Origin of the sequence: Bacillus cereus group sp. BfR-BA-01309 (genome assembly GCF_022664315.1) — a bacterium.
GTDB lineage: Bacteria > Bacillota > Bacilli > Bacillales > Bacillaceae_G > Bacillus_A > Bacillus_A mobilis.
Genome location: NZ_JAKUHE010000006.1, coordinates 185,042 through 210,464 on the forward strand (window position 1 = coordinate 185,042; position 25,423 = coordinate 210,464).

Here is a 25,423-nt window from a genome sequence, read left to right on the forward strand (position 1 = left end):
TAATTAAAGGGGAAGGAGACTGAAGATGGATGAATTCAAGAAATGATTCTCTTCCTTTAGGGATTGGGCCGTATGCAGAGTTAATAAAAAAGACGGCATCAGCAGATACGGATCCAATCGCAGCAAAACTTGGTTTGTTAATGTTATGGACGTCTGATAATGTTCTTGATGCTGTTGACGTAGATTTAGCTCCCCTTGGTATTTCGGAAAGTAAATTAGATTTTTTACTGTTGTTTATTTTACGTGAAATGGAATCGAATGGAGAAGAAGTGAACATGAGTCCTTCGGATATTGCAAGTCGATTAGGGATAACACGTGCTTCTGTCACTGGATTATTAGATTGGATGGAGAAACGAGAGTTAATCGTAAGATTCCATCATTCTGAAGATCGAAGAAGACTAAAAGTGAAAATTACTCCAAAAGGAAAAGAATTAGTTACGCACTCTTTACCAACTTTTTGGTTATCTTGCGCTTCGTTAGTTGACGACTTTAATCAAGAAGAGCGTCACGTTTTAGAGAAGCTATTAAATAAAATGCAAGTAAATATGCAGGCGAAATTAGGAGAAGGTAGGTAAATAAGTTGATTATGAGAATCAACTTATTTATTTGAGAATATAATTAGTTTACCTTATTATATGCTTAACTAACTTTTTTTTGAGGCAGTCATACTTTTTACGATGTAATTAAAATAAGTAAGCGTACTTTAGAGGTTTTAAAGTGATAAAAAATTGTAATAAGGGAGAGATATTCTGATGGAAATAGGAAAGGAAATAAATAGTGAAAAGAATTACACAATAATGACCGTTGTATTATGTTGGTCGGGTATGGTAGTGATGTCTAGCTTATATGTAACAATCCCTTTAATTGCACTATTTTCAGACCTTTTTAATGTTTCGCTAGCACAAGCTGCAGCTACAGGCAGTATATTTTCTGTTGGCTTTGCTATAGGTTGCTTGTTATTTGGGGCAATCTCTGATAAATATGGGCGGAAAAAAGTGATCTTCATTGGATTACTTGCTCTGTCGATTATTTCGTTTTCCTTAGGGTTTGTGGATAGTATATTGTGGATTGTTATTTTTAGGGGCCTACAAGGGATAGCAGCAGCTACATTTTCTCCGGTAGCGTTAGCTTACGTTGTAGAAATGTTTCCAGTAGAAAAAAAGGTTACAACGATAGGGTTTGTTAGTACCGGTTTTTTAGTAGCTGGAATTGTAGGTCAGGTAATAAGTACGGTCGTTAGTCAACATTTTGGATGGCATATGGTGTTCTTTCTTTTTAGCGTTGTCTATATGATTACTGCTGTATGGATTCAGTATTCTCTTCCGAAAGGGGAGATATCTCAATCTTATACTGATATTTTGGGACCAATTAAACAGATGGGTAAAGTCTTTACACATAAAAGCTTAGTATTAAGCTATATGATTGCGTTTGTTTTATTAATGTCTTTTGTTAATATGTATACTGTTTTAGGGAATTATTTGAGCTCTCCTACTTATAATTTAACTGCAGAACAAATCCTTTATTTTCGCTTAGCAGGGCTAATTGGTATGCTGCTGTCACCCATTGCGGGTCGTTTAACGAAGAGGTTCGAAGTAAGGAAAGTTCTGCAAGGTGGATTGCTAGTCGCTATTTTTAGTCTAAGCGCAATGGGCTTTGTTTCGTATTTGCCTCTTCTTGTCATAATGAGTGTCTGTTTTGTAATAGGGATTGCTGTATCCGTTCCGTCTTTAGTTGCTCTTGTCGGCCAATTGGGAGGGAAAGCAAGGGGAATAGCAGTTTCTATTTATACTTTTATTTTATTTTTAGGTACTAGTATAGGACCCCTCATTTCTATTTATCTTATGAATATAGGAAGTTATGCTCAAACGTTTATCTTATTAGGAATGTTACTTTTTATCGGGTTTATTGCTTCGCTATTTATAAATGATGAACGTGTATTGGATAATGAATGAGTGGAAAATCACTCAAATAAAGGAATGTGAGGATCTTTCGTATGCTCACATAATAAAATATGAATTTGCCCACGATGATGATAAAAGTGTGCAACAATTTCAAGCAACCATCCAAAGCGGGAATAAGAAATACCCCAATAAGCAGTCTTAACTTCTGCTAATTGTTCATGGGAATAGGATAAAAAAGTTTTAGAAAGTAAATCGTAGCCCTGTATCATCGTTTGTTGCATTTGCGTAATTGTTTCGGGTGTTTGTTCTTTATAGAAAGTATGTAGTTGTTTTTCCGTAATACCATTTAAAATGAGTAGATCTGCATGGCAAATAAGAGAAAGATGTGCCCACATTTCAAATACAGATCTCTTCGAGTGAATGAGGCGTATTTTTAAAGTGTCTTCATTATATTGGTTAAGCATTTGAATAGAAGTATCAACAGCAACTTTAAGTTGATGCAAGGCAGATTCTACAAACATTGTAATTCTCCTCATCTCCGTATATAATAGTTTCTTAAGGGTATTATATCATACTCAAAATTCCGAAAATTCTAGTAGTTTGACTAGCATATTGAAAAGTATTATATTGTAAAAGGTCATATGAAACGTGAAATAGAATGGAATGCAATTATTGAGTTAGGAGTTAGACCAATGAGTTTGAAATATGGAAGAGATACAATTATTGAAGTTGACTTAAATGCAGTAAAACATAATGTAAAAGAATTTAAAAAACGAGTGAATGATGAAAATATTGCAATGATGGCTGCTGTAAAAGCAAATGGGTATGGCCACGGGGCAGTTGAAGTTGCGAAAGCTGCTATTGAAGCAGGAATAAATCAGCTTGCAGTTGCATTTGTAGATGAAGCGATAGAGTTAAGAGAAGCAGGAATTAACGTGCCGATTTTAATTTTAGGTTATACATCAGTAGCAGCTGCTAAAGAGGCAATTCAATATGACGTTATGATGACTGTTTATAGAAGTGAAGATTTACATGGTATAAATGAAATCGCAAACCGTATTCAAAAGAAAGCGCAAATTCAGGTGAAAATTGATACAGGAATGAGTCGTATCGGTTTACAAGAAGAAGAGGTTAAACCATTTTTAGAAGAATTAAACCGTATGGAGTATGTAAAGGTAGTAGGAATGTTTACACATTACTCTACGGCAGATGAAATTGATAAATCATATACGAATATGCAAACAAGTTTATTTGAGAAAGCTGTCAATGCAGCTAAAGAATTAGGAATTCATATTCCATATATTCATAGTTCAAATAGTGCAGGTTCAATGGAACTTAGCAATACATTTCAAAATATGGTTCGAGTAGGTATTGGAATTTATGGAATGTACCCTTCAAAAGAGGTAGATCATGCAGTTGTTTCTTTACAGCCTGCGTTGTCGTTAAAATCAAAAATAGCTCATATTAAACATGCGAAGAAGAATCGTGGTGTAAGTTATGGGAATACGTATGTAACGACTGGTGAAGAATGGATTGCAACTGTACCGATTGGCTATGCTGATGGCTATAATCGTCAGTTATCTAATAAAGGGCATGCATTAATAAATGGAGTTCGAGTACCTGTTATTGGCCGTGTTTGTATGGATCAGCTTATGTTAGACGTTTCAAAAGCAATGCCAGTACAGGTTGGGGATGAAGTAGTATTCTACGGTAAACAAGGCGAAGAAAACATTGCAGTAGAAGAAATCGCAGATATGTTAGGTACCATTAACTATGAAGTTACATGTATGCTAGACAGAAGAATCCCGCGAGTGTATAAAGAAAATAATGAAACGGCTGCTGTCGTAAATATACTAAGAAAAACTGAATCGTTATGATTCAGTTTTTTTATTTTTGACAAATGAAAAATGCTCTATTTGTACCGTGTATTTGAATGTTCTTAAAACCTACAGATTCCAACGAAAAAATTATTTCTTCATTGGAATAACAAGCTTCCTCAAAAGAAAAGTCACTTCTTGTCCAAGTATTATCTAGATCATGTTTAAATAGTATAAAGTTCATTACTGCTTTTTTATTTTCGTTATCATAGGTAGAATCAATCGTACAAACATATTCTTCCGCTGAAATATGAAATGAAGCAATCCAATTTTCAAGAAAACCTTTCTCCATATTCATATCAAATACGAATGTACCTTCGCTATGTAATACGGAGTAAACATTACGAAAAACCTTTTTTAATTCATCTAATTTTAAAATATGGTTTAAGCTATCACCAGTAGAGATAACATAGTGAAACTGTTCATTTATATTGAAATAACGAGCATCATCGACGATAAAGGTTGCGTCTGGCGCGTTTTGACGTGCGTATTCAATCATTTGAGCAGAACCATCTATACCAGTTACTACAAAAGTATTATCAATTAATTTCTTAGTAAGGTGACCAGTCCCACAGCAAAGATCTAAAATATGAGAATGTGGTGGTGCATATTGTAAAACGAGTTTTTCCAAAAGTAGATAAGAGTGTTCAGCATAATGCCCCCAATGTTTATTATAAATGGATGCGAAAATATCATAATCAGAATAAATTAGTTTTTTAGACATATGTATTCACATCAAGATTCATTACATTATAATAGTCATGCTTCGTTTTTATTTCAAAACCACATTGTGTATATAGTTTTAAAGCATTGTTATTTTTCGTTTCGACGTCTAATTCAATTGTTGATATTCCTTCTGAAATAAGGGTATATACCATATAACTAAGAATATCTTTTCCGTATCCGTTACCTTGATAAGAAGGATGAACGGCGAAGCCTGATAGTGTAGTAGATTGTTCTTGCTCAGAAACTGTAATCGTTCCTATCACTTTTTCGTCGATAAGAGCACCGTAAACTTGATGGGAAGGTGAATTCATCATCTTTTGTAACCATGAAGCGGTATTTTCTACTGAATCTCCAAAGGCCTTACTGGAAAGTTCAATAAGATCAAGAAGTGACTCTGAAGATGCAAGAGCGAGCTGTATAGTATTCTTTGTTGGTTTTTGCACTTCTTTTGCTTTGAACGCCATACTATATTCACTATACAAATAAGGTAACTTCATATGCTTTGCAAATTCTTTTCCAGAAGCAAAATCTCCATTTATAATAAGAAGTGCTTCATCTGCCTCTTTTTTTCGTATTTCTTTCATTGCGGTTTGTAAAAGAGTAGTGCCTATATGTTGATTCCTATAGTTCGGGTGAACAAAGCCTATTAACTCCAGTTTTGTCGGTCTTTCAAAGTCATACATACTTAATGCACCAATTAATTTAGTATTATCATAAAATAGGAGATCATATATCTCTTCATTATTACGAGTAGTTAAAAAGTTTACATGTAAATCTGACGAGTAATCAATTTCATCGTGTTGCCCACAAATGTGAACTAAATCTTTCATTTGCTGAATTTCGTTCGCTGTTAAAGATTTCTTTCGTTCAATATTCATTTCATAATCCCTCGCATTCATATTTAAAAATAGGATGGATGACTTAGCCATTTTTTTAATTCCACACTGCCCTGAACAGATAATAATCGGTACAAATATCGATAGGGAGGTCTACATTCTGTAAGATCAGGAATGGGCATGATGGTTTCGTAACCTAGTTTAAAAGCATGAGCCTCTTTTTCGGTAAATATATATTCTAAGCCGATAAAATCAAACTCCCTTGGAGCAACTGCGTAGGCTTCTGTATCTACTAAACCTGTAATAGTAGTACCATCTGATAAAAACTGAGTAGGGTCCATATCAATTAAAACGAGCGTTGATTTCTTTGGTGCTGGTAAGGAAGAAAGTTGTGATTCAAAAGTAGAAAATGCATTTTGTATGTGTTCAATATCGGAATAAAACATATTCACAAGCTCTTTACTCACATTTAAAATGTGTGATTGGAATTCATCTAGTGTAATTTGGAAGGAACCTGACACATTTCCTATGTAATCGGCTTTAAATGTATGTATTTCTGCAAGCCCTTTTCCTAGACTAAATAAAATAGAATCTGGTTGCCCGATAAAAGATTGAACTGTGTTACCTACTAACTTTTCGGCTAAAACGAATTCACGACCATTTAAAATATGTTTTTCTAATATTGCTGGGATAGGAAGGTTAGTATGTTCTTGCAGCAATGTATGCACAGCTTCTAAATGATGTACGTTCCTTGGATCAATTCCAAATAGTTTTTTACATCCCCACCAAAAATCATTATTTGGTTCTTCATTGATTTTAGAAGAACGAACGATAACTTCTGCACCTTCTGTTCGGACGAGCAACACATCGCTTGCATGGTCTTCATAACCTGGGTGTAAAGTTTGAACAGATAAAATAGGTGAAGTGAATAGTTGTTGTAGCATGAAGTTACTCCTTTTTCTGTAAATTCTATAAATTTATTATATAACAGAACATGTTCAAAGTGGATAATGATAGGAACAACATAGAATTTAAATACATTCACGGTGAGAAATCAGTATGTAAATTATATTTTTCTAGTTTTGTATGAATTATCAAAATAATATTTTTGATGATAAATCTGCAAAAATGCCCAAATGTAAGTCTCTAATTTTTCAGTAAATGAAGAGTTAAGCGTGCTTTTATGAGAGTAATAATGTAGGTTATGAAAAATATTTCTCAATAATAAAATGCAGAGAAAAATATAAAGTAATAGAATAGATTCCTTTATAATAGTTTTAAATTAATTAATATTATTAATAATATTAGATAGGAGAGAATATGATGGCAAATGTACTCGTAATAAATTTCCCTGGAGAAGGTCATATAAATCCGACTTTAGCTATTGTAAGTGAGTTAATTCGGCGAGGGGAGACAGTTGTTTCGTATTGTATTGAAGATTATAGAAAGAAGATTGAAGCAACAGGTGCAGAATTCCGAGTGTTTGAGAATTTCCTCTCTCAAATTAATATTATGGAGCGAGTAAATGAAGGCGGGAGTCCTTTGACGATGCTATCTCATATGATTGAAGCATCAGAGCGTATTGTTATTCAAATTGTAGAAGAAACAAAAGGGGAAAAGTACGATTACATGATATACGATAATCATTTTCCGGTAGGACGTATTATAGCCAATGCTTTAAAATTACCTAGCGCTTCTTCTTGTACAACGTTTGCTTTTAATCAATATATTACTTTTAATGATGAACATGAATCAAGAAAAGTAGATGAAACGAATCCATTGTATCAATCTTGTTTAGCGGGAATAGAAAAATGGAATAAACAGTATGGAATGAAATGTAATAGTATGTATGATATTATGAATCATCCTGGTGATATTACTATTGTATATACTTCAAAGGAATATCAACCACGTTCAGATGTATTCGATGAATCGTATAAGTTTGTCGGTCCATCCATTGCTATGCGTAAAGAAGTAGGCAGTTTTCCTATGGAAGATTTAAAAGATAAAAAATTGATTTTCATTTCTATGGGAACAGTTTTTAATGAACAACCTGAGCTATATGAAAAATGTTTTGAAGCGTTTAAAGATGCAGAAGCGACAGTTATATTGGTTGTTGGTAAGAAGATAAATATAAGTCAATTTGAAAACATTCCGAATAACTTTAAATTGTTTAATTATGTGCCGCAATTAGAAGTGCTACAGTATGCTGATGTATTCGTGACACACGGTGGCATGAATAGTTCGAGTGAAGCACTATATTACGGTGTTCCGTTAGTTGTAATTCCGGTAACAGGAGATCAGCCTTTAGTTGCGAAACGAGTGAATGAAGTAGGAGCTGGAATAAGGCTTAATCGTAAAGAATTAACTTCTGAATTGTTACGTGAAGCTGTAGAGAAAGTCATGAATGATGTAAGGTTTAAGGAAAATAGTCGTAAAGTTGGAGAGTCACTTCGAAATGCTGGTGGATATAATAGGGCAGTTGATGAAATATTAAAAATGAAAATGAATTCATACTCAAAACTTAAATAAATGTTTGGAGCACACTTACTGTAATATGTAAGTGTGTTTTTGTAAAAAAATTACATAAAAATCACTGTAAAGGTGAAACTTTTGTGTATATAAACTCATATCTTTGAATTAGTAGTAAAATTACGTTAAAATAATACTAAGAAAATATATAAGTTTTGGGGGTAATGAATGAAAAGGTTATTTGAATACATATTATTAACAATTGGATCGATTATTGTAGCGGGTTCATTAGAACTTATTTTAGCACCTAATGGATTAGTAGATGGCGGGGTAACGGCCATTGCTATCATGGCAAATAAAGTTGCTGGATTACCGCTGTACGGGGTGTTTTTAGGACTTAATATTCCTATCCTGCTATTTACCGCAAAAGTAATGGGGAAGAAGTTCTTCATCCGTACATCTTATGCAAATGTAGTTACAACACTCGGATTAATTTATTTAAAACCATTTCCTGCGATTACAACTTCTGAACTATTAATTGTACTTTATGGCGGAGTATTGTTTGGAATTGGCGTTGGGATCGTTGTTAAAATGGGCGGAGCAATAGACGGATCAGAAATGTTAGCAGTTTGGATGAACAAACACTTTAAAGTACCGATTAGTACATTTTTACTTGCGGTAAATGCAGTTATTTTCACATTTGTAGCGATTTTATTTTCAATCGAACAAGCGATGTTCTCATTAGCAATTTTCTATATTGTTACGAAGATGATTGATTTCATATTAGATGGTATAAATCAAGGAAAGAGCGTTATGATTATTTCTGGTAAAAATAAAGAAATAGGCGATCTACTTATGAAAGAATTGCAATTATCCGTTACGTATCTACATGGAGAAGGTGGTTTTTTAGGAGAAGAAAAGAGAATCATTTATTGTATTACAAACCGTTTCATTTATCCGAAAATGAAAGATCTCGTTCTCTCTGTAGATCCAACTGCTATCATTGAAGCTTCCTATTCAACAGAAACAACAGGTGTTAAACGACCAGGAAGAACAGCGAAATCAGAAAAATAGTGAATGAAGGTAGCTCCACGTAAGTATAACTTGCATGGAGCTATTCTTATTTAGAGAACCAGGCTTTTTTCAGTAATTGGACAACATTTTCGATACGATCCTCTGGAATACTGCCAAAACCGAGTAATACATACGAGTCCTCTCTTATATTATGAACAGAATCGTATGTGGAGAGAGGGTATAACTTAATACGTTGTTTCGCAGCCGCATGAATAAGTTCTTGTTCGTTCATCCCATTATGAACGTGAAGTACGATATGAAGTCCAGATTGTTCACCAAGTACATGAACGTTATTTCCCATTTCGTTTGTAATACATTTAATTAAAGAAATATGTTTTCTTTTATATAACGTGCGGCTTCGGTTAATATGGCGTTCCCAATCACCATTTTGAATAAAGGTAGCAAAGGTAAGTTGTTGCAGCGTAGAAACTGTTTGTTTGAACATACCACCAAGTTCTTGATAAGCTCCTAATAGATGAGGTGGTAAAACGATATATCCCATTCGTAAAGAAGGTAAAAAAGATTTTGAGAAAGTTCCCATATAAATAACACGTTCATTTGAATCTAGCCCTTGTAAAGAAGGTATAGGTTTTCCTATATAGCGAAATTCCCCGTCGTAATCATCTTCAATAATATAGCCCTTACAGTCATCCGCCCATTTTAATAACTCGAGTCTTCTAGATAACGGCATAATGATTCCAAGTGGAAATTGGTGAGATGGAGTGACGTATGCTACATTGGAACCCGATTCACGTAAAGCGGAAATATGAATCCCTTTATCATCTAAAGGGATAGGGTGAACGGGAAGACCAGAACTTTGAATCATAGCAGGAATACGGTGAAATCCAGGATTTTCGATTCCATATTCTTTTTTTGAACCAAGTAGTTGAAGTAGTAGCCAAAGAAGAGGCTGCGTACCTGCCCCAATAATAATTTGATCAGGTGAAGAATGTACCCCGCGAGCATGATATAAATATTTTGAAATATGTTCTCGTAGAACGAGCTCACCTTGTGGATCTTCTTTAGCAAATAATTCATTTTCATACTGAAATAAAGTTTCTTGTATTGCTCTTTTCCAGTTTGTTATCGGAAAAGCTTTTTGATCAATAAGCCCTTGGCTACAATCAAAATCATATTGTTCGTTTTCAGTATTGTTAGCGCTGTTTGACGCGATTTGCTGTTTATTTTGAATGACATCGATATCAACTTCTGCAACAAAAATCCCACGTTTCGGTTTGCTTTCTACATACCCTTCAGCTAGTAATTGTTGATAAGCAGATTCAACTGTAGTACGGCTCACATTAAGTTGCATAGCTAAATTTCTGTGAGAAGGTAGGCGTGTACCGGCACGTAGTGACCCATGAGAGATTTCTCGTTTTATATATTCATAAATTTGTAAGTAAATGGGTATTTTGCTTTTTAATACTAATGGGATAGTCAGATCCATTTATAGACGCTCCTTTTTATACTGGCCTTATAAAAAAGAATAGAACTGTCACTTAAGCTAAGGGCAGTCGCTTTCTATAATGATGATATAACATTTAGAAAATTTTATAAATAGTAAGGGGAGAATCATAATGAACATTAGAGAAGTAGTAACAGAAGTGGATTTACATGATGTATTTCCCGTATTACAGCAATTACGAACTAAACTTTCAAAAGAAGAAGCAAGTTCTTTATTTCAAAAAATGAAAGAAGAAAATTATAAACTATTGGCGCTACGTAATGAAGAGGATGAAGCTGTGAGTCTGGCCGGTGTAGCAATTTGTACGAATTTTTATAATGAGAAACATGTTTTCGTATATGACCTTGTAACTGCGGAAGCTCACAGATCAAAAGGTTATGGTAAGGTTTTGCTGTCCTATGTAGAAAAATGGGGGAAAGAAAAAGGGTGCGGTTCTATCGTTCTAACATCCGCGTTTCCAAGAATTGAAGCACATCGTTTTTACGAAAGAGAGGGCTATGATAAGGTAAGCTATTCTTTTTATAAAGAGTTATAATACTAAGTAGGTTCCGTGTGTGAAAATATATGGAGCCTATTTTCTTTTCCAGATTTGAGCTAGGAACAGGTCTAGTAATATAATTTGTCGAATATTAGAATTTAACAAGGAAATGTTGAATTTAGAGCATGTTAGGAGCGTTTATACTTGGAAAAAATAAAGAAATTATCTATACCAAATGATGCAAGAGTCATCATTATTTCTGATATTCATGGGGAATTAGATCTTTTTAAGAAATTACTACATAAAGTTCATTTTAAAGATGAAGATTATTTAATTATTAATGGTGATCTTTGTGAGAAAGGAAGAAATAGCATTGGCGTCGTAAATTATGTGATGGACCTTATAGTTAGCAAGCCAAACGTTTATGTAATTGAAGGGAATTGTGAAGTTGTAGTTGAAGCACTTGTAAATGAAAATCCTGCGTTAATACATTATTTATGTACGCGAAAGAATACAATTTTTAATGAGTGGCTAGGGCAATTGAACGTTACTGTTAATGGAGAAAGTGATATTTGTGAAGTGAAAAACATACTGATGAGCCATTTTTCAAAAGAAATAAAGTGGCTAACAGAATTGCCAACAGCGATTGAAACTGAGGATTATATATTTGTACATGCTGGCCTTGAAGATAGAGAAGATTGGTATGAAACGGAACGAAAAAATGCGATAGCAATGCCGGAGTTTTTCAATAAATCACATAGCGCAAATAAGTATGTAGTTGTCGGTCATTGGCCTGTTGTAAACTATTCTGATGAAGCACCATCTAATAATCCAGTTATTGATGAGGAGAAAAAGATTATTGCGATTGACGGTGGAAATGCGATTAAAGAAGCAGGACAATTAAACGCATTTATCATTCAGAGGACAAGAGCAGGTGATACGTTTTCTTATACATATGTAGACTATTTTCCAGAGTATGAAGTGATAGCAGATTTTAATGCAAACTCAGAAATGCAGGGCGGGGTGACATATCCGTATTATTACATAGAGCCGATGGAGAAGATGAAAGATTATACGGTATGTAAGCAAAGAGAAACGAATAAATTACTCTCTGTGAAAAATGAATATATTAGGCAACTTGATTCAGGTGAATACATAGTGAAAACTGATATTTCTTGTGCACAAATAAGCGTAAGAAAAGGGGACATTGTTTCTCTTATTGATGATAGCTGTTCAGGATATGATTTGATTAAAAGAGATGGAGTAGAAGGCTGGATAGAGAAAGGTATTTTAGTTGAGATAGAAAAGATGAAATAGGAGGTATGGAGCCTTCTATTTTTTTATTATCTTTTTATAATCAATATTTGTTATGATTTTTCTGAAAAAATATTATAATAATATATGAAATAAAGAGGATTGTAGGAGGTAATTATGCAAAACGTAATAGTAAAAGGGGATAAAGTTACAATTCGTACAATTGAAGAATCAGATATAAAAACATTATGGGATCTCGTATTTAAAGAAGAAAATCCAGAATGGAAAAAATGGGATGCACCATATTTCCCGTTCTCAATGCAAGAATACCCGTCTTATAAAGAGAGAATGCAAACGCGTTTAAAAGAAGAACCTCTATCCAATTTAATTATAGAACATAACGGTCAAATTATAGGGACAGTCGGGTTTTATTGGGAATATAAACCGACGCGTTGGTTGGAGATGGGGCTTGTTATTTATAATCCAAATTACTGGAATGGTGGCTACGGTACAGAAACGTTAACGTTATATCGAGATTTACTATTTGAAAAGATGGAAATTGGTAGGGTAGGAATCACGACTTGGTCTGGTAATGAACGAATGATGAAAGTAGCGGAGAAAATAGGAATGACTTTAGAAGGTAGAATGCGCAAATGCCGTTATTATAACGGAACATACTATGATTCTATTCGAATGGGAATGATACGTGAAGAATGGGAAGCGCTACATGTAACGAAGGGGTGAGGAAGAATGTACGCTATTATTGCTACATTTGATCGTGTGTTTACTAATAAAATTACAGAATTGCAAAATGAAATAACAAATATCATTGGCACGAATCAATTAGCCGGAGTAGAACCTCATATTACATTAGCTGATTACCATGAGTTAGACGTTCATTTATATAAGGAGAAATTAGAGGAGTTTGTAGCAGTTCAAGAGAATATGGCTGAGGTAACTTTTCCTTCTGTTGGAACTTTTCCTACTAACGGAACGATCTTTTTAGCACCGACCATTACAGATGAATTGTTAAAACTTCATCATTCTTATCATGATTATTTTAAAACTTTTCATGATAATTTAAATTCATATTATGTGCCTGGAAAATGGGTTCCGCATTGTACAATTGCAAATAAGCTACATGTAAATTAGTTTTTAATTGCAATGGAATATATTTATGGAAAATTTAATTATGCAACAGCTTCAATTGAGAAATTAAAATTAATTAAAGTAAATTATGAAAATGGTTTTGCCATTTCTTCTAGTATATTAGCAGAATATAATTTTAAGAGAATGGAGACAACGAGATGACATATGTAATTAGAGAAATGAAGCAAGAAGATATTCATGCTGTACAATCAGTAGCGAAAATAGCTTGGCATGATACATACGAAGACATTATTCCGAGAAAGATTCAAGACAGTTTCTTAGACGAGGCTTATTCTGATGAAAAAATGAAATATCGTCTTGAAAATACACATTTATTCGTTGCGGAAGAAGAGGGAGAAGTAATTGGCTTTGCGAATTTTTCACCTGTTAGATTGCAAAACGAAGCAGAATTAGGTGCGATTTATTTGTTACCAGATCAGCAAGGGAAAGGGATCGGAAGTGCCTTATTACAAAAAGGGTTAACGGCATTAAAAGGAATTCGGAAATTATATATTCATGTAGAAGCAGCGAATGAAAAAGGAAAACGGTTTTATGAAGCAAAGGGTTTTGCGCAATTAGAGGAATTTGAAGAAGATTTTGAAGGACATATGATGCAGACAGTAAGGATGGTTTTATACGTATAAGGAGGACTAGAAATGAAGATATTTGATTTTAGTGAAAAAATAGGAAAACACATATCCGCATTTCAATCTGATTTCATAATGTCGAAAATAGTAAACCATAAAGGAAATATACATATCGGTGCTATGCATTTACAAGAGAATGGAATAATTGGATATCATGAAGCAGTTGTATTACAACTGCTTCTTATTGTGGACGGAGAAGGATATGTATGCGGAGAAGATAAAGAAAAAGTGAAGGTGGAAGCGGGACAAGCTGTATTTTGGGAGAAGGGTGAATTTCATGAGACGAGTACGGAAAAGGGATTGATGGCAATTGTAATTGAGTCGGAGGAACTTGAACGAGCAATATTAATGCCTATTAAAGAAGAGAGTTGTGAAAAATGATAGAAAAGGCAAATCGGGAAGAAACGGATGAAATAATACAATATGCAGCTCAATCGCTTTTTGAAGGCACGAGGGGAAATTGTCAGTTAAGTAGAGAGAAATCAATTGAAATTACAAGGCCGATTGTAGAAAAGGGAGCATATTATATAGTTGTTAAAGAAGAAAACAATGTAATGGGATGGATATTAATAGGGGAAAATAAGGACTATTTTTCTCATGAAAAACTAGGGTTTATATACGAATTGTATGTTTTTCCAGAGTACCGTGGGAAAGGGTTGTCAAGAAAGTTAATGGGGGCTGGTATTAAGGAATTACAAAAGAATTATTCAGAAATTCGTTTAAATGTATTTGCTGGAAATTTTGCGAAAGAGATGTATGAAGAGTTTGGTTTTGTTGAAAGACAGGTAATTATGACTTTGAAGTGAGAAAAATATCGTGAGTGGGAGGTGGGAAAATCATGATTTAGTAAACAATTTATTGTTGGAATTAAAAATGGATAAGTTCTTAAAGATATATAAAATAAAAGGTTTTCTTTAAATTTATAGTCGATTTATAGAGTATGTCTCAAAAATACTAAATTAGAATTATATAATATAATGTTATTATAGTAAAAGAGAAAATTTGGAAAAATATCATTTTTTTGTTTAGAAATTTTTAAATTATTGATATAATCAATTTGTAGAATTGATTTTTGGTTAATTTTACTATTTTTTAATTTTAAGGGGGATTTATTTATGGCAGGACAAATTCGTATGTCACCAGAGGAGCTTAAATCGAAAGCGACTCGATATGGACAAGGTGCAAATCAAATTGAGGACATTTTACGTCAACTACAAAACTTGCAAAATGAATTAAGAGGAGAATGGGAAGGTCGTGCTTTCGAAGGTTTTGATCAACAATTCAACCAATTAAAGCCAAAAGTACAAAACTTCGCACAGCTATTACAAGAAATTAATATGCAGCTTAATAAAACTGCAGAAGCTGTTGCAAGACATGACGAAGATCTTTCTCGTAATTTCGGTTTACAATAAGCCAGATAAAAAGAACTATATAATTTAGCCATGCAACCATACGTTGTATGGCTAAATTACTTTAAAACTAGAGTAAGATACGAAGTCTTTAACTTAATAGACTCGCAGTCGCAGGAGTGATAAGTAGTGAAAAAGTTCAAGTGGAGCATCTTGTTGTTTATTATTTTAGCTCTTGTGTTATCAACAGGGGTCTCCTATTTAGCGTTAAATCAAAATGTTAAGAAAGCAAATGAGAGTACCACGCAAAAAATGACAGTTGCATTAGTAAATGAAGATCAAGGTACTGTATTTGAAGGTAATAAAGTAGTATTTGGAGATCAGTTTGTTAAAAATGTCAATAAAAATACGAAACAAGAATGGTATGTAGTAAGTCGTGGTGTAGCAGAAAGTGGTTTGAAAAATAATAATTACAATATGATGATTGTAATACCTAACGATTTTTCTAGAAAGGCTGTTGCAATTGATTCAGAACTTCCAGAGAAATTAACATTAAATTACAAAGTAAATGCAACTGGGAATAAAGATTTGAAAGCTGAGGCAGAAAATACAGCTTCTGCTATTTTAGAAGATTTTAATAAACAAATCATCGATGTTTATTTTGCAAGTGTTATCGGTAAGTTGCAAGGTGCACAAGATAATATAGGTAAAATAATTGAAAAAGGGACCAATCAAACGACTATGTATAAAAAAGATGTACATAGCCCGTTGGCAAATTACACAAACCAATTTAAAACGGTACAAGATTACACTGGTATTTCTGTTAATAGTTTTAAAGGATTCCAAGATGTTTTAAAAGGGTTTGGTCAATCTTTAGATGAAGGGAATAAATCTAATAATACGTATTTAGAAGGATTTAATAACTTTCAAAAAATGCAAACTGATAATAATCTGTTAGCGAATAATTTTACAAATCAATTTAATCAGTATATGAGTGATATGAATACAGGCGATGTTTTAAAGCAGTTAAGTGCATTGGAATCTGCAAATAAAATTATCGCAAATCAATTTACGCTTTCAGAGAAAGATCCTAATATTTTAGCTGATGCTTCAACAATTCAAAAGTATTTAACAGATGTAAAAAAACAAGTGTCAGAATATGATACAGAACTTGCAGGAAAGTTAGAAAGTGATATTCAAGAGACGGTAATTAAAAAGTTAAAGCAATCTATGTCGAATGATGGAAAGCAAGAAATCTTTATAAATACATTAATGAAGCAACCAGATGTTCGAATAAAGAAACAAATCGAAAATTTAATTGCGAAATTACCTAGTTTAAACATGGAAGAAATCGGTCAAAGTGATTTGCCAGATACAACGAAATTACAACTGCAAAATGTAATTCAATTTACAAAAAAATATAATAAAGAAAATAATTTTTATTATGATCCTGTAAATAAAATATCTTTAGGAAGCGCTATTAAAGAAGTAAAGGATAAACTTTATACAGAGGGAATTACATTTAGTGATACTGCGAAAGTAATTAAAATGGAATCTTCACAAACTTTGAAGATAAATATTCCAGAAGATTTTAAACTAGATGGAAGTACAGAAGCGTTACATATTGATGGTGTGGATCGTACAAGTGACTTTCTTCAAAGCGAAGCAGGAGAAATTACAATAGCTCCTCGTAATGAAGGGGATATAAAGATTAGCTTGCATGTAAAGTTAAAAGATCCAAACATCAATATAGATGTTTTCTCTCCTGTAACGTGGCAGTGGGAATTGAGCGGGACTCATAAAAAAGAAACTAGTTCTGAAAAAGAAGAACCTAATAAAGAAGATAAAGGAACACAAACGGAAAATAGCAAGGTGGAAAATGTGGTTCATAAATCACAGTATGGCATAATGCCGTTAGTACACAGTGCTAAAAACCCTATTATTAAAAAAATGGAAAACACAACAGGGAAAGATAACGGAACCGGAGGAAGCCCAGGAGGCGGAACGGGAACAGACAACGGAACCGGAGGAAACCCAGGAGGCGGAACGGGAACAGATAACGGAACTGGAGGAAACCCAGGAGGCGGAACGGGGACAGATAACGGAACCGGAGGAAATCCAGGAGGCGAAACAGGAACAGATAACGGTAAAGTTATTGAAAGTACAACGAATCAAGTTGTACATCAAAAAACAGAAGTATTAACAAAAAATATATCTAATGCATTAATAAAAGAAGCAGTAGATACAGTTGAAAGTTATCAAGGTTTAATGAGCCTTTACGAAATGTATTATGGGATTGATTTAAGAACGAAAGATGTAGGTCCTAAGCTAGAAGAGGGAAGTTTAGATGCAATTGCAACTGAACAATCTTTGTATTACGTATTAAATAAACAAAGCTTAATTGACTTAATTTCAAATCTTGTTTCAGCTAGTATTACTAGTGAAGTAAAGCAAGATATGACAGGTTTAAAACAAAAAATAGACTCTTACCAACAGCTCATTACTAGTGCAGATCAAAATTCAATGCTACTAGCGGAGAAATTAAATGAAACGATGCAGCAAGCAACTAGTATGAATCAAAATTTAGGAGAGTATGTAAAAGGTTTAGCGAAATGGCGTGAGAGTAGCTTAAAGTTAGCTGAAGAACAACAAGTATTAACGACTAATAATGCAGGTGAGCAAACAGCTGTATTATCGTTAGACTCTGGTATTAAATCTTTAACGATGCAAACTCAGTCATTAGTAGAGAGTTCAAAGCATAGTTTAGCGACATCAGATGATGTGTATAAAACATTTGACCAAATTAATGGACAAGCAAAAGAAATTCAAGACAGCGGAACGACAATTGTTTCGAAAGCAGATTCCTTATTAAATGATTTTACGAAGAAAATGGAAGATGATAAAGCATTCTCGAAAAACTTTACGAAGATTTTGGCGAATAGTCGTATTGGAGATCGTCAAAATGAGATGCTATATGAGTTTTTATCTAGTCCAGTTCAGAAACAAAATGATGGGGTAATTGTAGCTGGTAATGCTTTTACACCATACTTAATCGTATTAACTTGTTTCATTGTTGCGTTATTTACGGCATATGCAATTGCGAATCAAGAAAAGAAACGAACACAATCAGATCATTTTGAAGAGAGATTCTCTTTAATTGATATGAATGTACCAACTACAGTAGTAGCATTTGGAATATCGATTGTGGAAGGAATCAGTATAGGAGTCATCTCAGGCCGTCTTTTAAAATTCGGTCAGGATCAAAGTTTACTATGGATTGCGTTTATCACAATCATTATGATGGCGTTCGTATTAGTTTCAACATACTTACTACGACAAATAAAAATGGTAGGAATGTTTATCTTATTAGTATTTTTAAGTATGTATCTATTTTTAACTGAAGCAGTTGGAAGTAAAGTAGACCAAATGTCTTCTGTAGGTAAATTGCGTCAATTTTCACCACTTCAATATATAGAAGGTTTTCTAAATGATTTTATTAGCGGTAAAGATACAGGAAAAGTTATTTTTATCGTATTGTTTGTAATTGCCATTATTGGATTGGTTAGTAATCTATTTGTATGGCACAAGAAATGGGAGGAAAAAGAAGTAAATGATCAAACAATGGAGCATAGTGGCTAAGTTATCATTTCTCTCTATCCTTTTACTGTTTGTCGCGCTACCGATAAGGAGCGCGGCTGACAGTTATCTTGGTGATGATGGGAAGATTAAGTTTAAAGTGGATCGACTTGAAGAAAGCGACCAAGAAAAAAATAAAAAGGAACATAAGGAAACAGAATTAGATAAAGCATCAATTGAGTTATTTAACAAAGATATAGAAGAAGAAATTGAGAAAAAGAAAAAGAAAGAACAAAAAGATATGGAAGCTTTGCGAGATTCTCTTTTTATAAAACAAAAAGAGAATAATAGTGTTAAAGATACGAAAAATAGTTTGTTTAGCAGTGAATACATTGTCAGAAAAAGTGCAAATGAAGTAGCGAGTAATGAAACAATGAATGAAGAGCCAATTAGTATAACAATAATATTATTATTTGGCGGCGGCATTCTACTTATTTGCATCGGTATTTATACGGTTCTTCGTAAAAGTTGGAGGTAAAGTGATGGCAATACAAACACATATCAATGTGACAGTAGATTTTAGTAAATGGAATGGAAATACATATGATTTGCGTATTCCGAATCATCAATCTATTAAATATTTATTGAAAAACTTATTAGATACGCTAAAGATTGATAATCATGAAGGTTCACATTTTGTAATTAAAGTGAAAAATAAGTCAATTGTTTTAACAGATAATGATCGTTTAATTGATCACCAAATAACAGATGGAGATATTTTGCAAGTTTTATAAAGAATATTTTTTACTTTTAGTTATTTGAAAATAAGTTATTACGGGTTATAAAGAAAAGGAGAAGAGGATAAACATGACGGAAAAAATAATTAAAATTGATGCAATGAACTATCAATTTCAAATAGAAAAAGAAAATTGGAAATTGGAGATGACCAAATCTCAAACACGTATAAAAGACTTCCGTCAATTCGATATAATTACGGGCGTATCATCTGAATTTGTACCATTAACAATAGAAGAAACGGATGATATGTTTACGTTTCTATATCAAGTAGATAAAAAATTATATAAATGGGACGATCTTAGCCGTTTTGGAAGAAATGAGAAATTAAGACTACTTCGGAATGTTGCGCAGTTTCGTAAATATTTAAATAAACGAATCACGTTCTTTTTACATCCAGACAATATAGTTTTTAATGCGAATTTAATACCAAGCATTATACATAGAGGAATTCGAGATATTGTTCCACCAACCCCGTTGTTAGAAGAGCAATTTTTAACGCAATACAAGTGTCTAATTATTGCTTTATTCTCCCAAAAACATAACTTTGATGATTTGTATGCTGGGTTACTAAAAGATGCAAAAGAAACAACATTTGAACAGACCGTTGCTCAAATGGAAAGCTTAGATGCATTACTGCAGTTTCTTGATGACAGCTTTGAGAAGGAACAAACAAAAACAGAAAAAAATATGCAGTTAGTACCTAAAAAAAGCTATAAATCGTTTAAATACTTAGCTTTTTCCTTCATAGCGGCGACAGTTATTTTAGCTGCTCCTTTAATATATTTCACTTTTATAAAATTTCCTTATCAAAATAAATTATTAGAAGCAAATGCGAGTTTCATAGCAACTGATTATGACAAAGTCATTACGCAATTGAATGAAGAGGAGTTTGAATCATTACCGATTGCATCTAAATATGAGTTAGCATTTGCATACATTACAGCTGAAAAACTAGGTGAAGCTCAAAAGAAATCGATTATGAAAAACATTAGTTTGAAAAGTGATGAAAAGTATTTGCTGTATTGGATGTATAACGGAAAAGGTAATTTTGATAAATCATTAGATTTAGCTAAGACACTTGATGATCCTCAGCTTATTATGTACGGCCTTGTTAAACAAATTGAATCACTGAAAAATAATCCGGATTTATCAGGAGAAGAACGTGATCAAAAGTTAAAAACATATGAGCAACAATTAGATGAATATAAAAAGAAATATGGCAATTCATCAAGCGATAAAAATTTGTCGGACACAGAAAAAAAAGAATAAGCACTTGATGAGACAGTTGAAAAGGAGCAGTGAACACGGATGGAGCAACTATTAGTATTGACTTATGGAGACAAAATATATAAGTGCACATTACATCCAAATGAGCAATCAATAGTGTCGATTGGAAAAGAGTGGACAAATGATATTACGAATCCAAGTTTAGAACAAGAAGTAGAGTTAAAGTGGAGTAATGAAGTAAATGCTTGGATGGTACAAAATCAATTAATAGAGTTCAATAAGGAAATTGAGATTGGGAAAACAAGAGATGTGAGCTTGAAAATCTTTATATCTATTGTTGGCACAACTAAAGTGTTTGATATCGGAACGAAACATTCTCTTACATTGAGTCAAAACAGTTATGATGATATTTCTATTGCTGGGACAAATGTAGATTTAATGCTATCTCGTGAAACGTTGTACGATTCTTTTAAAGTGAACGTATATGACGGAGATGTATTTCATAATTATACGAAGATAAAAGATAGCGTTATGTTAGAAGCTGGAGACGTATTATATTTTGATGGTGTTTTAGTAGAAATAGGCAGTGAAGATATTCAAGTATTGTCTTCAGAAGAGAACCTTAAATCTACGTTACCTATTTTAGTAGAATCAGAAACAAATTATCAAAGTGGTTATCCAGACTATCATCGTTCACCACGTATTATTTACCGTGAACCAGAAGAGAAAATGACAATTGCAAAACCTTCAAGTATGCCGTCAAAACCGACTGAGCATTTGGCAAGAATCATTGCACCATCTCTTGTCATGATTGTCGTAACAGTATTACTTGCTATCTTTATGAAATATGGAATGTTTATTATTGCATCGATTGCGATGACATTAGTAACGATTATTGTTTCTGTCACATCTTATATAAAAAATTTAAAGCAATATAAAATTGACATAGTTGAACGTGATAAAAGTTATAGAGAGTATATAAAACAAAAAACGAAAGACTTACATGCAGAAAGTGAAAAACAGCGTCATGCATTACAATATCATAATCCAAATGTTGAAGTGATACGTAATATGGCTGTGCAAGTAAATCCACGTATTTATGAAAAAACAATGCTACATCATGATTTTTTAACATTTAGCGTTGGGACAGGACAAGCTAATACGAGTTTTGAAATCCAATTTAATGAAGAAGAATTTAGTCAAACGAAAGATGAATTAATTGATATAGCACGTGAACTAAGACAGCGTTATCTTACTTTGGAAGATGTACCCGTTGTAACAGATTTGATTAATGGACCGGTTGGCTATATTGGACAACGCTCTTTAGTGTTAGAACAATTACAATTATTAGTTGTACAAACCGCGTTATTCCATAGTTATTATGACTTGCAGTTTATTACTATTTTTCCTGAAGAAGAAAAAGAAAAATGGGATTGGATGCGCTGGTTACCTCATGGAAGTGTTCGCGATATAAATGTACGTGGATTTGTATATCATGATCGTAGCCGTGATCAAGTGTTAAATAGTTTGTATCAAATATTGAAAGAACGAAAATTAAAACTAGATGAAAAAAGTTCCACGAATGAAAAAATGTACTTTGCACCGCACTACGTCGTTCTCATTACAGATGAAAAACTAATACTAGACCATGTTGTTATGGAATTCTTTAATGATGATCCGAGTCAATTAGGTGTATCACTTGTATTTGTACAAGATGTTATGCAAAGTTTACCGGAGCATGTGAAAACGGTAATTGATATAAGAGATGCAAAACAAGGGAACATCATCTTAGAACAAGGAGAGCTTGTTAACCGTCAATTTAAACTCAATCACGTACCGAAAGGGTTCAATTTAGAAGATGTTTCACGAGCATTAGCACCGTTAAATCATTTGCAAAACTTAAAAAATAGTATTCCAGAAAGCGTAACATTTTTAGAAATGTACGGCGTTGAAAAAGTAAAAGAACTGAATATCACAAGTCGTTGGGAGAAAAATGCAGCGCATAAATCTTTAGCTGTACCACTTGGATTACGTGGTAAAGAAGATATCGTAAACTTAAACTTACACGAAAAAGCACACGGACCACACGGGTTAATAGCAGGTACAACAGGTTCAGGTAAATCGGAAATTATACAATCGTATATTTTATCTCTAGCAGTCAATTTCCACCCTTACGAAGTAGCCTTTCTACTAATTGACTATAAAGGCGGCGGTATGGCGAATTTATTCAAAAACTTACCGCATTTATTAGGAACAATTACGAACTTAGATGGAGCACAAAGTATGAGGGCGCTCGCATCAATTAAAGCTGAATTACAAAAAAGACAACGATTATTTGGGGAAAATGATGTAAACCATATTAATCAGTATCAAAAACTGTATAAAGAAGGCTTAGTAAGTGAACCGATGCCACATCTATTTTTAATTAGTGATGAATTCGCGGAACTGAAGTCAGAACAACCAGAATTTATGAAAGAGTTAGTTTCAACAGCGCGTATCGGTCGTTCACTCGGAATCCATTTAATATTAGCTACGCAAAAACCGAGTGGTGTTGTAGATGATCAAATTTGGAGTAACTCGAAATTCAAACTAGCATTAAAAGTTCAAAATACGTCAGATAGTAATGAAATTTTAAAAACACCAGATGCTGCTGAAATTACATTACCAGGACGTGCTTACTTACAAGTTGGGAATAATGAAATTTATGAACTATTCCAATCAGCTTGGAGCGGAGCAGACTATGTAGAAAACAAAGAGGATAAAGAACATTTAGACGCAACAATCTATGCAATAAATGATCTAGGACAATATGAAATATTAAGTGAAGACTTAAGTGGACTTGGTAGCAGTAAAGAAGTAATAAGCGTACCATCTGAACTGGATGCTGTTATTGACTACATTCACGATTACGCAGAAATAAATGAAATTGAAGCGTTAGCTAGACCGTGGTTACCACCACTTCCAGAAAGCGTATATTTACAAGACTTACACGCTATTCAGTTCAAAGAAGCATGGACGAAAGAAAAGAAACCATTACAAGCAACAGTTGGTCTACTAGATCAGCCTGAATTACAATCACAAACACCATTAACACTAGATATTAGTAAAGACGGGCACGTAGCGGTCTTCTCAAGTCCAGGCTACGGAAAATCAACATTCTTACAATCAGTCATTATGGATGTAGCTCGTCAGCATAGTCCGGAGCATTTGCATGTGTATTTATTAGACTTCGGAACAAATGGCTTAATGCCATTAAAATCATTACCACATGTGGCGGACATCATTACATTAGACCAAGTTGAAAAATGCGAGAAGTTTCTTCGTCGCATAGAAGACTTATTAAAAGATAGAAAGCAATTGCTAAGTAAATATGGCGTTGCGAGTCTTGAAATGTATGAGAGAGCTAGTAAAGAAGTATTACCAACAGTATTAATTACGTTAGATAACTATGATGCTGTTAGAGAAGCTGGATTTGTCGAAGACTTTGAACGCATTGTTGCACAAATTGTACGTGAAGGGGCAGCAGTAGGAATTCATTTAATGCTTACGGCTACACGTCAAAATGCATTGAGAGTACAAGTAAATACAAATATTAAACTACAAATTGCTCTATATATGATAGATGAGGCAGAATCTAGAGCTATTGTAGGAAGAACAGAGTTAAAAATTGAAGAATTAGCAGGCCGTGGTTTAGTTAAAATTGACGAACCAACAATCTTCCAAACAGCTTTACCGACAAATGGAGAAGATGTCCTTACTCGAATTGAAAATATACAAGCTGAAGGAAAAGAGATGGATTCCTTCTGGGATGGAGAAAGACCGAAAGCAATTCCTATGGTACCTGAAGTTCTGGAATACAAAGAATTCATTGCATGGCCAGAAACAAGAAAAATTATTGAAGCAGGCAAACTAACATTTGGTGTAGAAACAGAAAGCGTTACGCCTCTCGAATTAGATTTAACGGAAGCGGCTAATATTGTTGTAGGGGGAATCAAGAAAGATGAAGTTGAAAATGTAGTTCATCAATTCCTTCAACAGTTAGCAGACAGTGGTCACTTTGACCTAGGTTTAATTGATACAAGAACACGCAATTTCTCAAACTATAGAGAGAGCTCTGCTTTATATGTAGCTGAAAAAACAGGAATTGAGAAAACGATTAAACAAGTTACAAATGCTTATAAATCGAGAGAAGCGGCGTTTAAAGAGGAGCAGGAAGCATCAAGTGAAACAGTGAACCCGGCAGAATTTATTAAGAAATTTAAGCCGATTGTAATCGTAATCGCAGATGTAAATGATATTTTAAGTAATTTAGAAGATAGCGATATATATAGTTTGGCGGAATTAATAACAAATGGTGCATTTATGGGCATCCACTTCGTAATTGGCTGTGATGTTGATTCAATTGACAGTCGATACGACTTAGTTTCAAAAACAATAAAAACGCAATCTCATGTTATTTTACTTAGAAAATCATCAGGCCAAATGGTCTTCGATGTATCTAATAAAGATTTAAGTAGTACAAAATTAAATCCATTTGAAGGGTATTTTGTTGAAAATCGTTTTGCTACTAGAATTAAAGTGCCAACTATTTAAG

At 33.5% G+C, this 25,423-nt stretch carries 22 protein-coding genes and 1 pseudogene; 18 read left to right on the forward strand and 5 right to left on the reverse strand.

The features are described 5' to 3' along the window. Positions 1–29 precede the first annotated feature (29 nt). Positions 30–575 carry a MarR family winged helix-turn-helix transcriptional regulator gene (locus MR115_RS13735; protein WP_242241664.1) on the forward strand — a complete coding sequence of 182 codons (546 nt, stop codon included), beginning with the start codon at positions 30–32 and terminating at the stop codon, positions 573–575. 177 nt (positions 576–752) lie between these two features. After that, positions 753–1,952: an MFS transporter gene (locus MR115_RS13740; RefSeq protein ID WP_242241665.1), complete on the forward strand. Its 1,200-nt coding sequence runs from the start codon at positions 753–755 to the stop codon at positions 1,950–1,952. An 8-nt stretch (positions 1,953–1,960) separates the two neighbouring features. Here the strand turns inward: MR115_RS13740 and MR115_RS13745 are convergent, their stop codons facing one another. Then, entirely contained in the window at positions 1,961–2,422 is a 462-nt protein-coding gene (locus tag MR115_RS13745; RefSeq protein WP_242241666.1) for a DinB family protein, read from the reverse strand. 171 nt (positions 2,423–2,593) lie between these two features. On the opposite strand from MR115_RS13745, the gene alr reads away from it, so the two are divergent. Continuing rightward, positions 2,594–3,778 (forward strand): alanine racemase, encoded by a 1,185-nt coding sequence (gene alr, locus MR115_RS13750; protein WP_242241761.1) that lies wholly within the window; start codon positions 2,594–2,596, stop codon positions 3,776–3,778. A gap of 10 nt (positions 3,779–3,788) precedes the next feature. On the opposite strand, the gene MR115_RS13755 is transcribed toward alr, so the two are convergent. The 3 genes from MR115_RS13755 to MR115_RS13765 are packed head-to-tail and all read right to left on the reverse strand — an operon-like array spanning position 3,789 to position 6,284. Further along, positions 3,789–4,502, reverse strand: coding sequence for a class I SAM-dependent methyltransferase (locus MR115_RS13755; RefSeq protein ID WP_242241667.1), 714 nt, complete (start codon positions 4,500–4,502; stop codon positions 3,789–3,791). Continuing rightward, complete coding sequence (locus MR115_RS13760; RefSeq protein WP_242241668.1) at positions 4,495–5,382, reverse strand: GNAT family N-acetyltransferase; 888 nt, start codon at positions 5,380–5,382, stop codon at positions 4,495–4,497. Before MR115_RS13760 ends, MR115_RS13755 begins: the two co-directional genes overlap by 8 nt. 23 nt (positions 5,383–5,405) lie before the next feature. After that, positions 5,406–6,284 carry a nitrate reductase gene (locus MR115_RS13765; protein ID WP_242241669.1) on the reverse strand — a complete coding sequence of 293 codons (879 nt, stop codon included), beginning with the start codon at positions 6,282–6,284 and terminating at the stop codon, positions 5,406–5,408. Positions 6,285–6,663: 379 nt separating this feature from the next. Between MR115_RS13765 and MR115_RS13770 the strand changes: the two genes are divergently transcribed. Then, a complete protein-coding gene (locus tag MR115_RS13770) occupies positions 6,664–7,872 on the forward strand; it encodes a macrolide family glycosyltransferase (protein ID WP_242241670.1) in 1,209 nt (402 codons plus the stop codon). A gap of 168 nt (positions 7,873–8,040) precedes the next feature. Further along, entirely contained in the window at positions 8,041–8,886 is an 846-nt protein-coding gene (locus MR115_RS13775) for a YitT family protein (RefSeq protein WP_242241671.1), read from the forward strand. A 46-nt stretch (positions 8,887–8,932) separates the two neighbouring features. Here MR115_RS13775 and pdxR read toward each other — a convergent pair whose 3' ends face one another. Continuing rightward, the gene (gene pdxR, locus MR115_RS13780; RefSeq protein WP_242241672.1) at positions 8,933–10,333 is read right to left on the reverse strand and encodes a MocR-like pyridoxine biosynthesis transcription factor PdxR; all 1,401 of its coding nucleotides are present in this window, start codon (positions 10,331–10,333) and stop codon (positions 8,933–8,935) included. A gap of 130 nt (positions 10,334–10,463) precedes the next feature. Between pdxR and MR115_RS13785 the strand changes: the two genes are divergently transcribed. The 13 genes and pseudogenes from MR115_RS13785 (at position 10,464) to essC (ending at position 25,422) form a co-directional block, all read left to right on the forward strand. Then, positions 10,464–10,886, forward strand: coding sequence for a GNAT family N-acetyltransferase (locus MR115_RS13785; RefSeq protein ID WP_098342818.1), 423 nt, complete (start codon positions 10,464–10,466; stop codon positions 10,884–10,886). A 147-nt stretch (positions 10,887–11,033) separates the two neighbouring features. Beyond that, positions 11,034–12,146 (forward strand): metallophosphoesterase, encoded by a 1,113-nt coding sequence (locus tag MR115_RS13790; RefSeq protein ID WP_242241673.1) that lies wholly within the window; start codon positions 11,034–11,036, stop codon positions 12,144–12,146. 114 nt (positions 12,147–12,260) lie between these two features. Continuing rightward, positions 12,261–12,827: a GNAT family N-acetyltransferase gene (locus MR115_RS13795; protein ID WP_242241674.1), complete on the forward strand. Its 567-nt coding sequence runs from the start codon at positions 12,261–12,263 to the stop codon at positions 12,825–12,827. A 6-nt stretch (positions 12,828–12,833) separates the two neighbouring features. Beyond that, positions 12,834–13,394 (forward strand): annotated as a pseudogene (locus tag MR115_RS13800) (2'-5' RNA ligase family protein). Next, positions 13,391–13,876 (forward strand): GNAT family N-acetyltransferase, encoded by a 486-nt coding sequence (locus MR115_RS13805; RefSeq protein ID WP_061676405.1) that lies wholly within the window; start codon positions 13,391–13,393, stop codon positions 13,874–13,876. Before MR115_RS13800 ends, MR115_RS13805 begins: the two are co-directional and overlap by 4 nt. A gap of 12 nt (positions 13,877–13,888) precedes the next feature. Beyond that, a complete protein-coding gene (locus MR115_RS13810; RefSeq protein ID WP_242241675.1) occupies positions 13,889–14,260 on the forward strand; it encodes a cupin domain-containing protein in 372 nt (123 codons plus the stop codon). Next, a complete protein-coding gene (locus MR115_RS13815; RefSeq protein WP_242241676.1) occupies positions 14,257–14,685 on the forward strand; it encodes a GNAT family N-acetyltransferase in 429 nt (142 codons plus the stop codon). The genes MR115_RS13810 and MR115_RS13815 overlap by 4 nt, the downstream gene beginning before the upstream one ends. A gap of 309 nt (positions 14,686–14,994) precedes the next feature. After that, on the forward strand, positions 14,995–15,291 hold the full coding sequence (locus MR115_RS13820; RefSeq protein ID WP_000918601.1) for a WXG100 family type VII secretion target: 297 nt from the start codon (positions 14,995–14,997) through the stop codon (positions 15,289–15,291). Positions 15,292–15,417: 126 nt separating this feature from the next. Further along, positions 15,418–18,867 (forward strand): type VII secretion protein EsaA, encoded by a 3,450-nt coding sequence (esaA, locus tag MR115_RS13825; protein ID WP_242241677.1) that lies wholly within the window; start codon positions 15,418–15,420, stop codon positions 18,865–18,867. Next, positions 18,839–19,342 (forward strand): type VII secretion protein EssA, encoded by a 504-nt coding sequence (gene essA / locus MR115_RS13830; RefSeq protein ID WP_242241678.1) that lies wholly within the window; start codon positions 18,839–18,841, stop codon positions 19,340–19,342. Before esaA ends, essA begins: the two co-directional genes overlap by 29 nt. Before the next feature lie 4 nt (positions 19,343–19,346). Continuing rightward, on the forward strand, positions 19,347–19,598 hold the full coding sequence (locus MR115_RS13835; RefSeq protein WP_001007571.1) for an EsaB/YukD family protein: 252 nt from the start codon (positions 19,347–19,349) through the stop codon (positions 19,596–19,598). 73 nt (positions 19,599–19,671) lie between these two features. Further along, positions 19,672–20,871, forward strand: a complete 1,200-nt coding sequence (gene essB / locus MR115_RS13840; RefSeq protein ID WP_098149671.1) for a type VII secretion protein EssB — start codon at positions 19,672–19,674, stop codon at positions 20,869–20,871. A gap of 39 nt (positions 20,872–20,910) precedes the next feature. Further along, entirely contained in the window at positions 20,911–25,422 is a 4,512-nt protein-coding gene (essC, locus tag MR115_RS13845) for a type VII secretion protein EssC (RefSeq protein WP_242241679.1), read from the forward strand. Position 25,423: the final 1 nt, after the last annotated feature.

Bases quoted from the DNA above. Each gene is read 5' to 3' on its own strand.
- MR115_RS13815 (WP_242241676.1), top strand. From the start codon at position 14,257: ATGATAGAAAAGGCAAATCGGGAAGAAACGGATGAAATAATACAATAT.
- MR115_RS13735 (WP_242241664.1), top strand. From the start codon at position 30: ATGAATTCAAGAAATGATTCTCTTCCTTTAGGGATTGGGCCGTATGCA.
- MR115_RS13755 (WP_242241667.1), bottom strand. From the start codon at position 4,502: ATGTCTAAAAAACTAATTTATTCTGATTATGATATTTTCGCATCCATT.
- MR115_RS13810 (WP_242241675.1), top strand. From the start codon at position 13,889: ATGAAGATATTTGATTTTAGTGAAAAAATAGGAAAACACATATCCGCA.
- essA (WP_242241678.1), top strand. From the start codon at position 18,839: ATGATCAAACAATGGAGCATAGTGGCTAAGTTATCATTTCTCTCTATC.
- essB (WP_098149671.1), top strand. From the start codon at position 19,672: ATGACGGAAAAAATAATTAAAATTGATGCAATGAACTATCAATTTCAA.
- MR115_RS13835 (WP_001007571.1), top strand. From the start codon at position 19,347: ATGGCAATACAAACACATATCAATGTGACAGTAGATTTTAGTAAATGG.
- MR115_RS13775 (WP_242241671.1), top strand. From the start codon at position 8,041: ATGAAAAGGTTATTTGAATACATATTATTAACAATTGGATCGATTATT.
- MR115_RS13785 (WP_098342818.1), top strand. From the start codon at position 10,464: ATGAACATTAGAGAAGTAGTAACAGAAGTGGATTTACATGATGTATTT.
- MR115_RS13805 (WP_061676405.1), top strand. From the start codon at position 13,391: ATGACATATGTAATTAGAGAAATGAAGCAAGAAGATATTCATGCTGTA.
- alr (WP_242241761.1), top strand. From the start codon at position 2,594: ATGAGTTTGAAATATGGAAGAGATACAATTATTGAAGTTGACTTAAAT.
- MR115_RS13820 (WP_000918601.1), top strand. From the start codon at position 14,995: ATGGCAGGACAAATTCGTATGTCACCAGAGGAGCTTAAATCGAAAGCG.
- MR115_RS13770 (WP_242241670.1), top strand. From the start codon at position 6,664: ATGGCAAATGTACTCGTAATAAATTTCCCTGGAGAAGGTCATATAAAT.
- MR115_RS13740 (WP_242241665.1), top strand. From the start codon at position 753: ATGGAAATAGGAAAGGAAATAAATAGTGAAAAGAATTACACAATAATG.
- essC (WP_242241679.1), top strand. From the start codon at position 20,911: ATGGAGCAACTATTAGTATTGACTTATGGAGACAAAATATATAAGTGC.
- pdxR (WP_242241672.1), bottom strand. From the start codon at position 10,333: ATGGATCTGACTATCCCATTAGTATTAAAAAGCAAAATACCCATTTAC.
- MR115_RS13765 (WP_242241669.1), bottom strand. From the start codon at position 6,284: ATGCTACAACAACTATTCACTTCACCTATTTTATCTGTTCAAACTTTA.
- MR115_RS13760 (WP_242241668.1), bottom strand. From the start codon at position 5,382: ATGAATATTGAACGAAAGAAATCTTTAACAGCGAACGAAATTCAGCAA.
- MR115_RS13795 (WP_242241674.1), top strand. From the start codon at position 12,261: ATGCAAAACGTAATAGTAAAAGGGGATAAAGTTACAATTCGTACAATT.
- MR115_RS13745 (WP_242241666.1), bottom strand. From the start codon at position 2,422: ATGTTTGTAGAATCTGCCTTGCATCAACTTAAAGTTGCTGTTGATACT.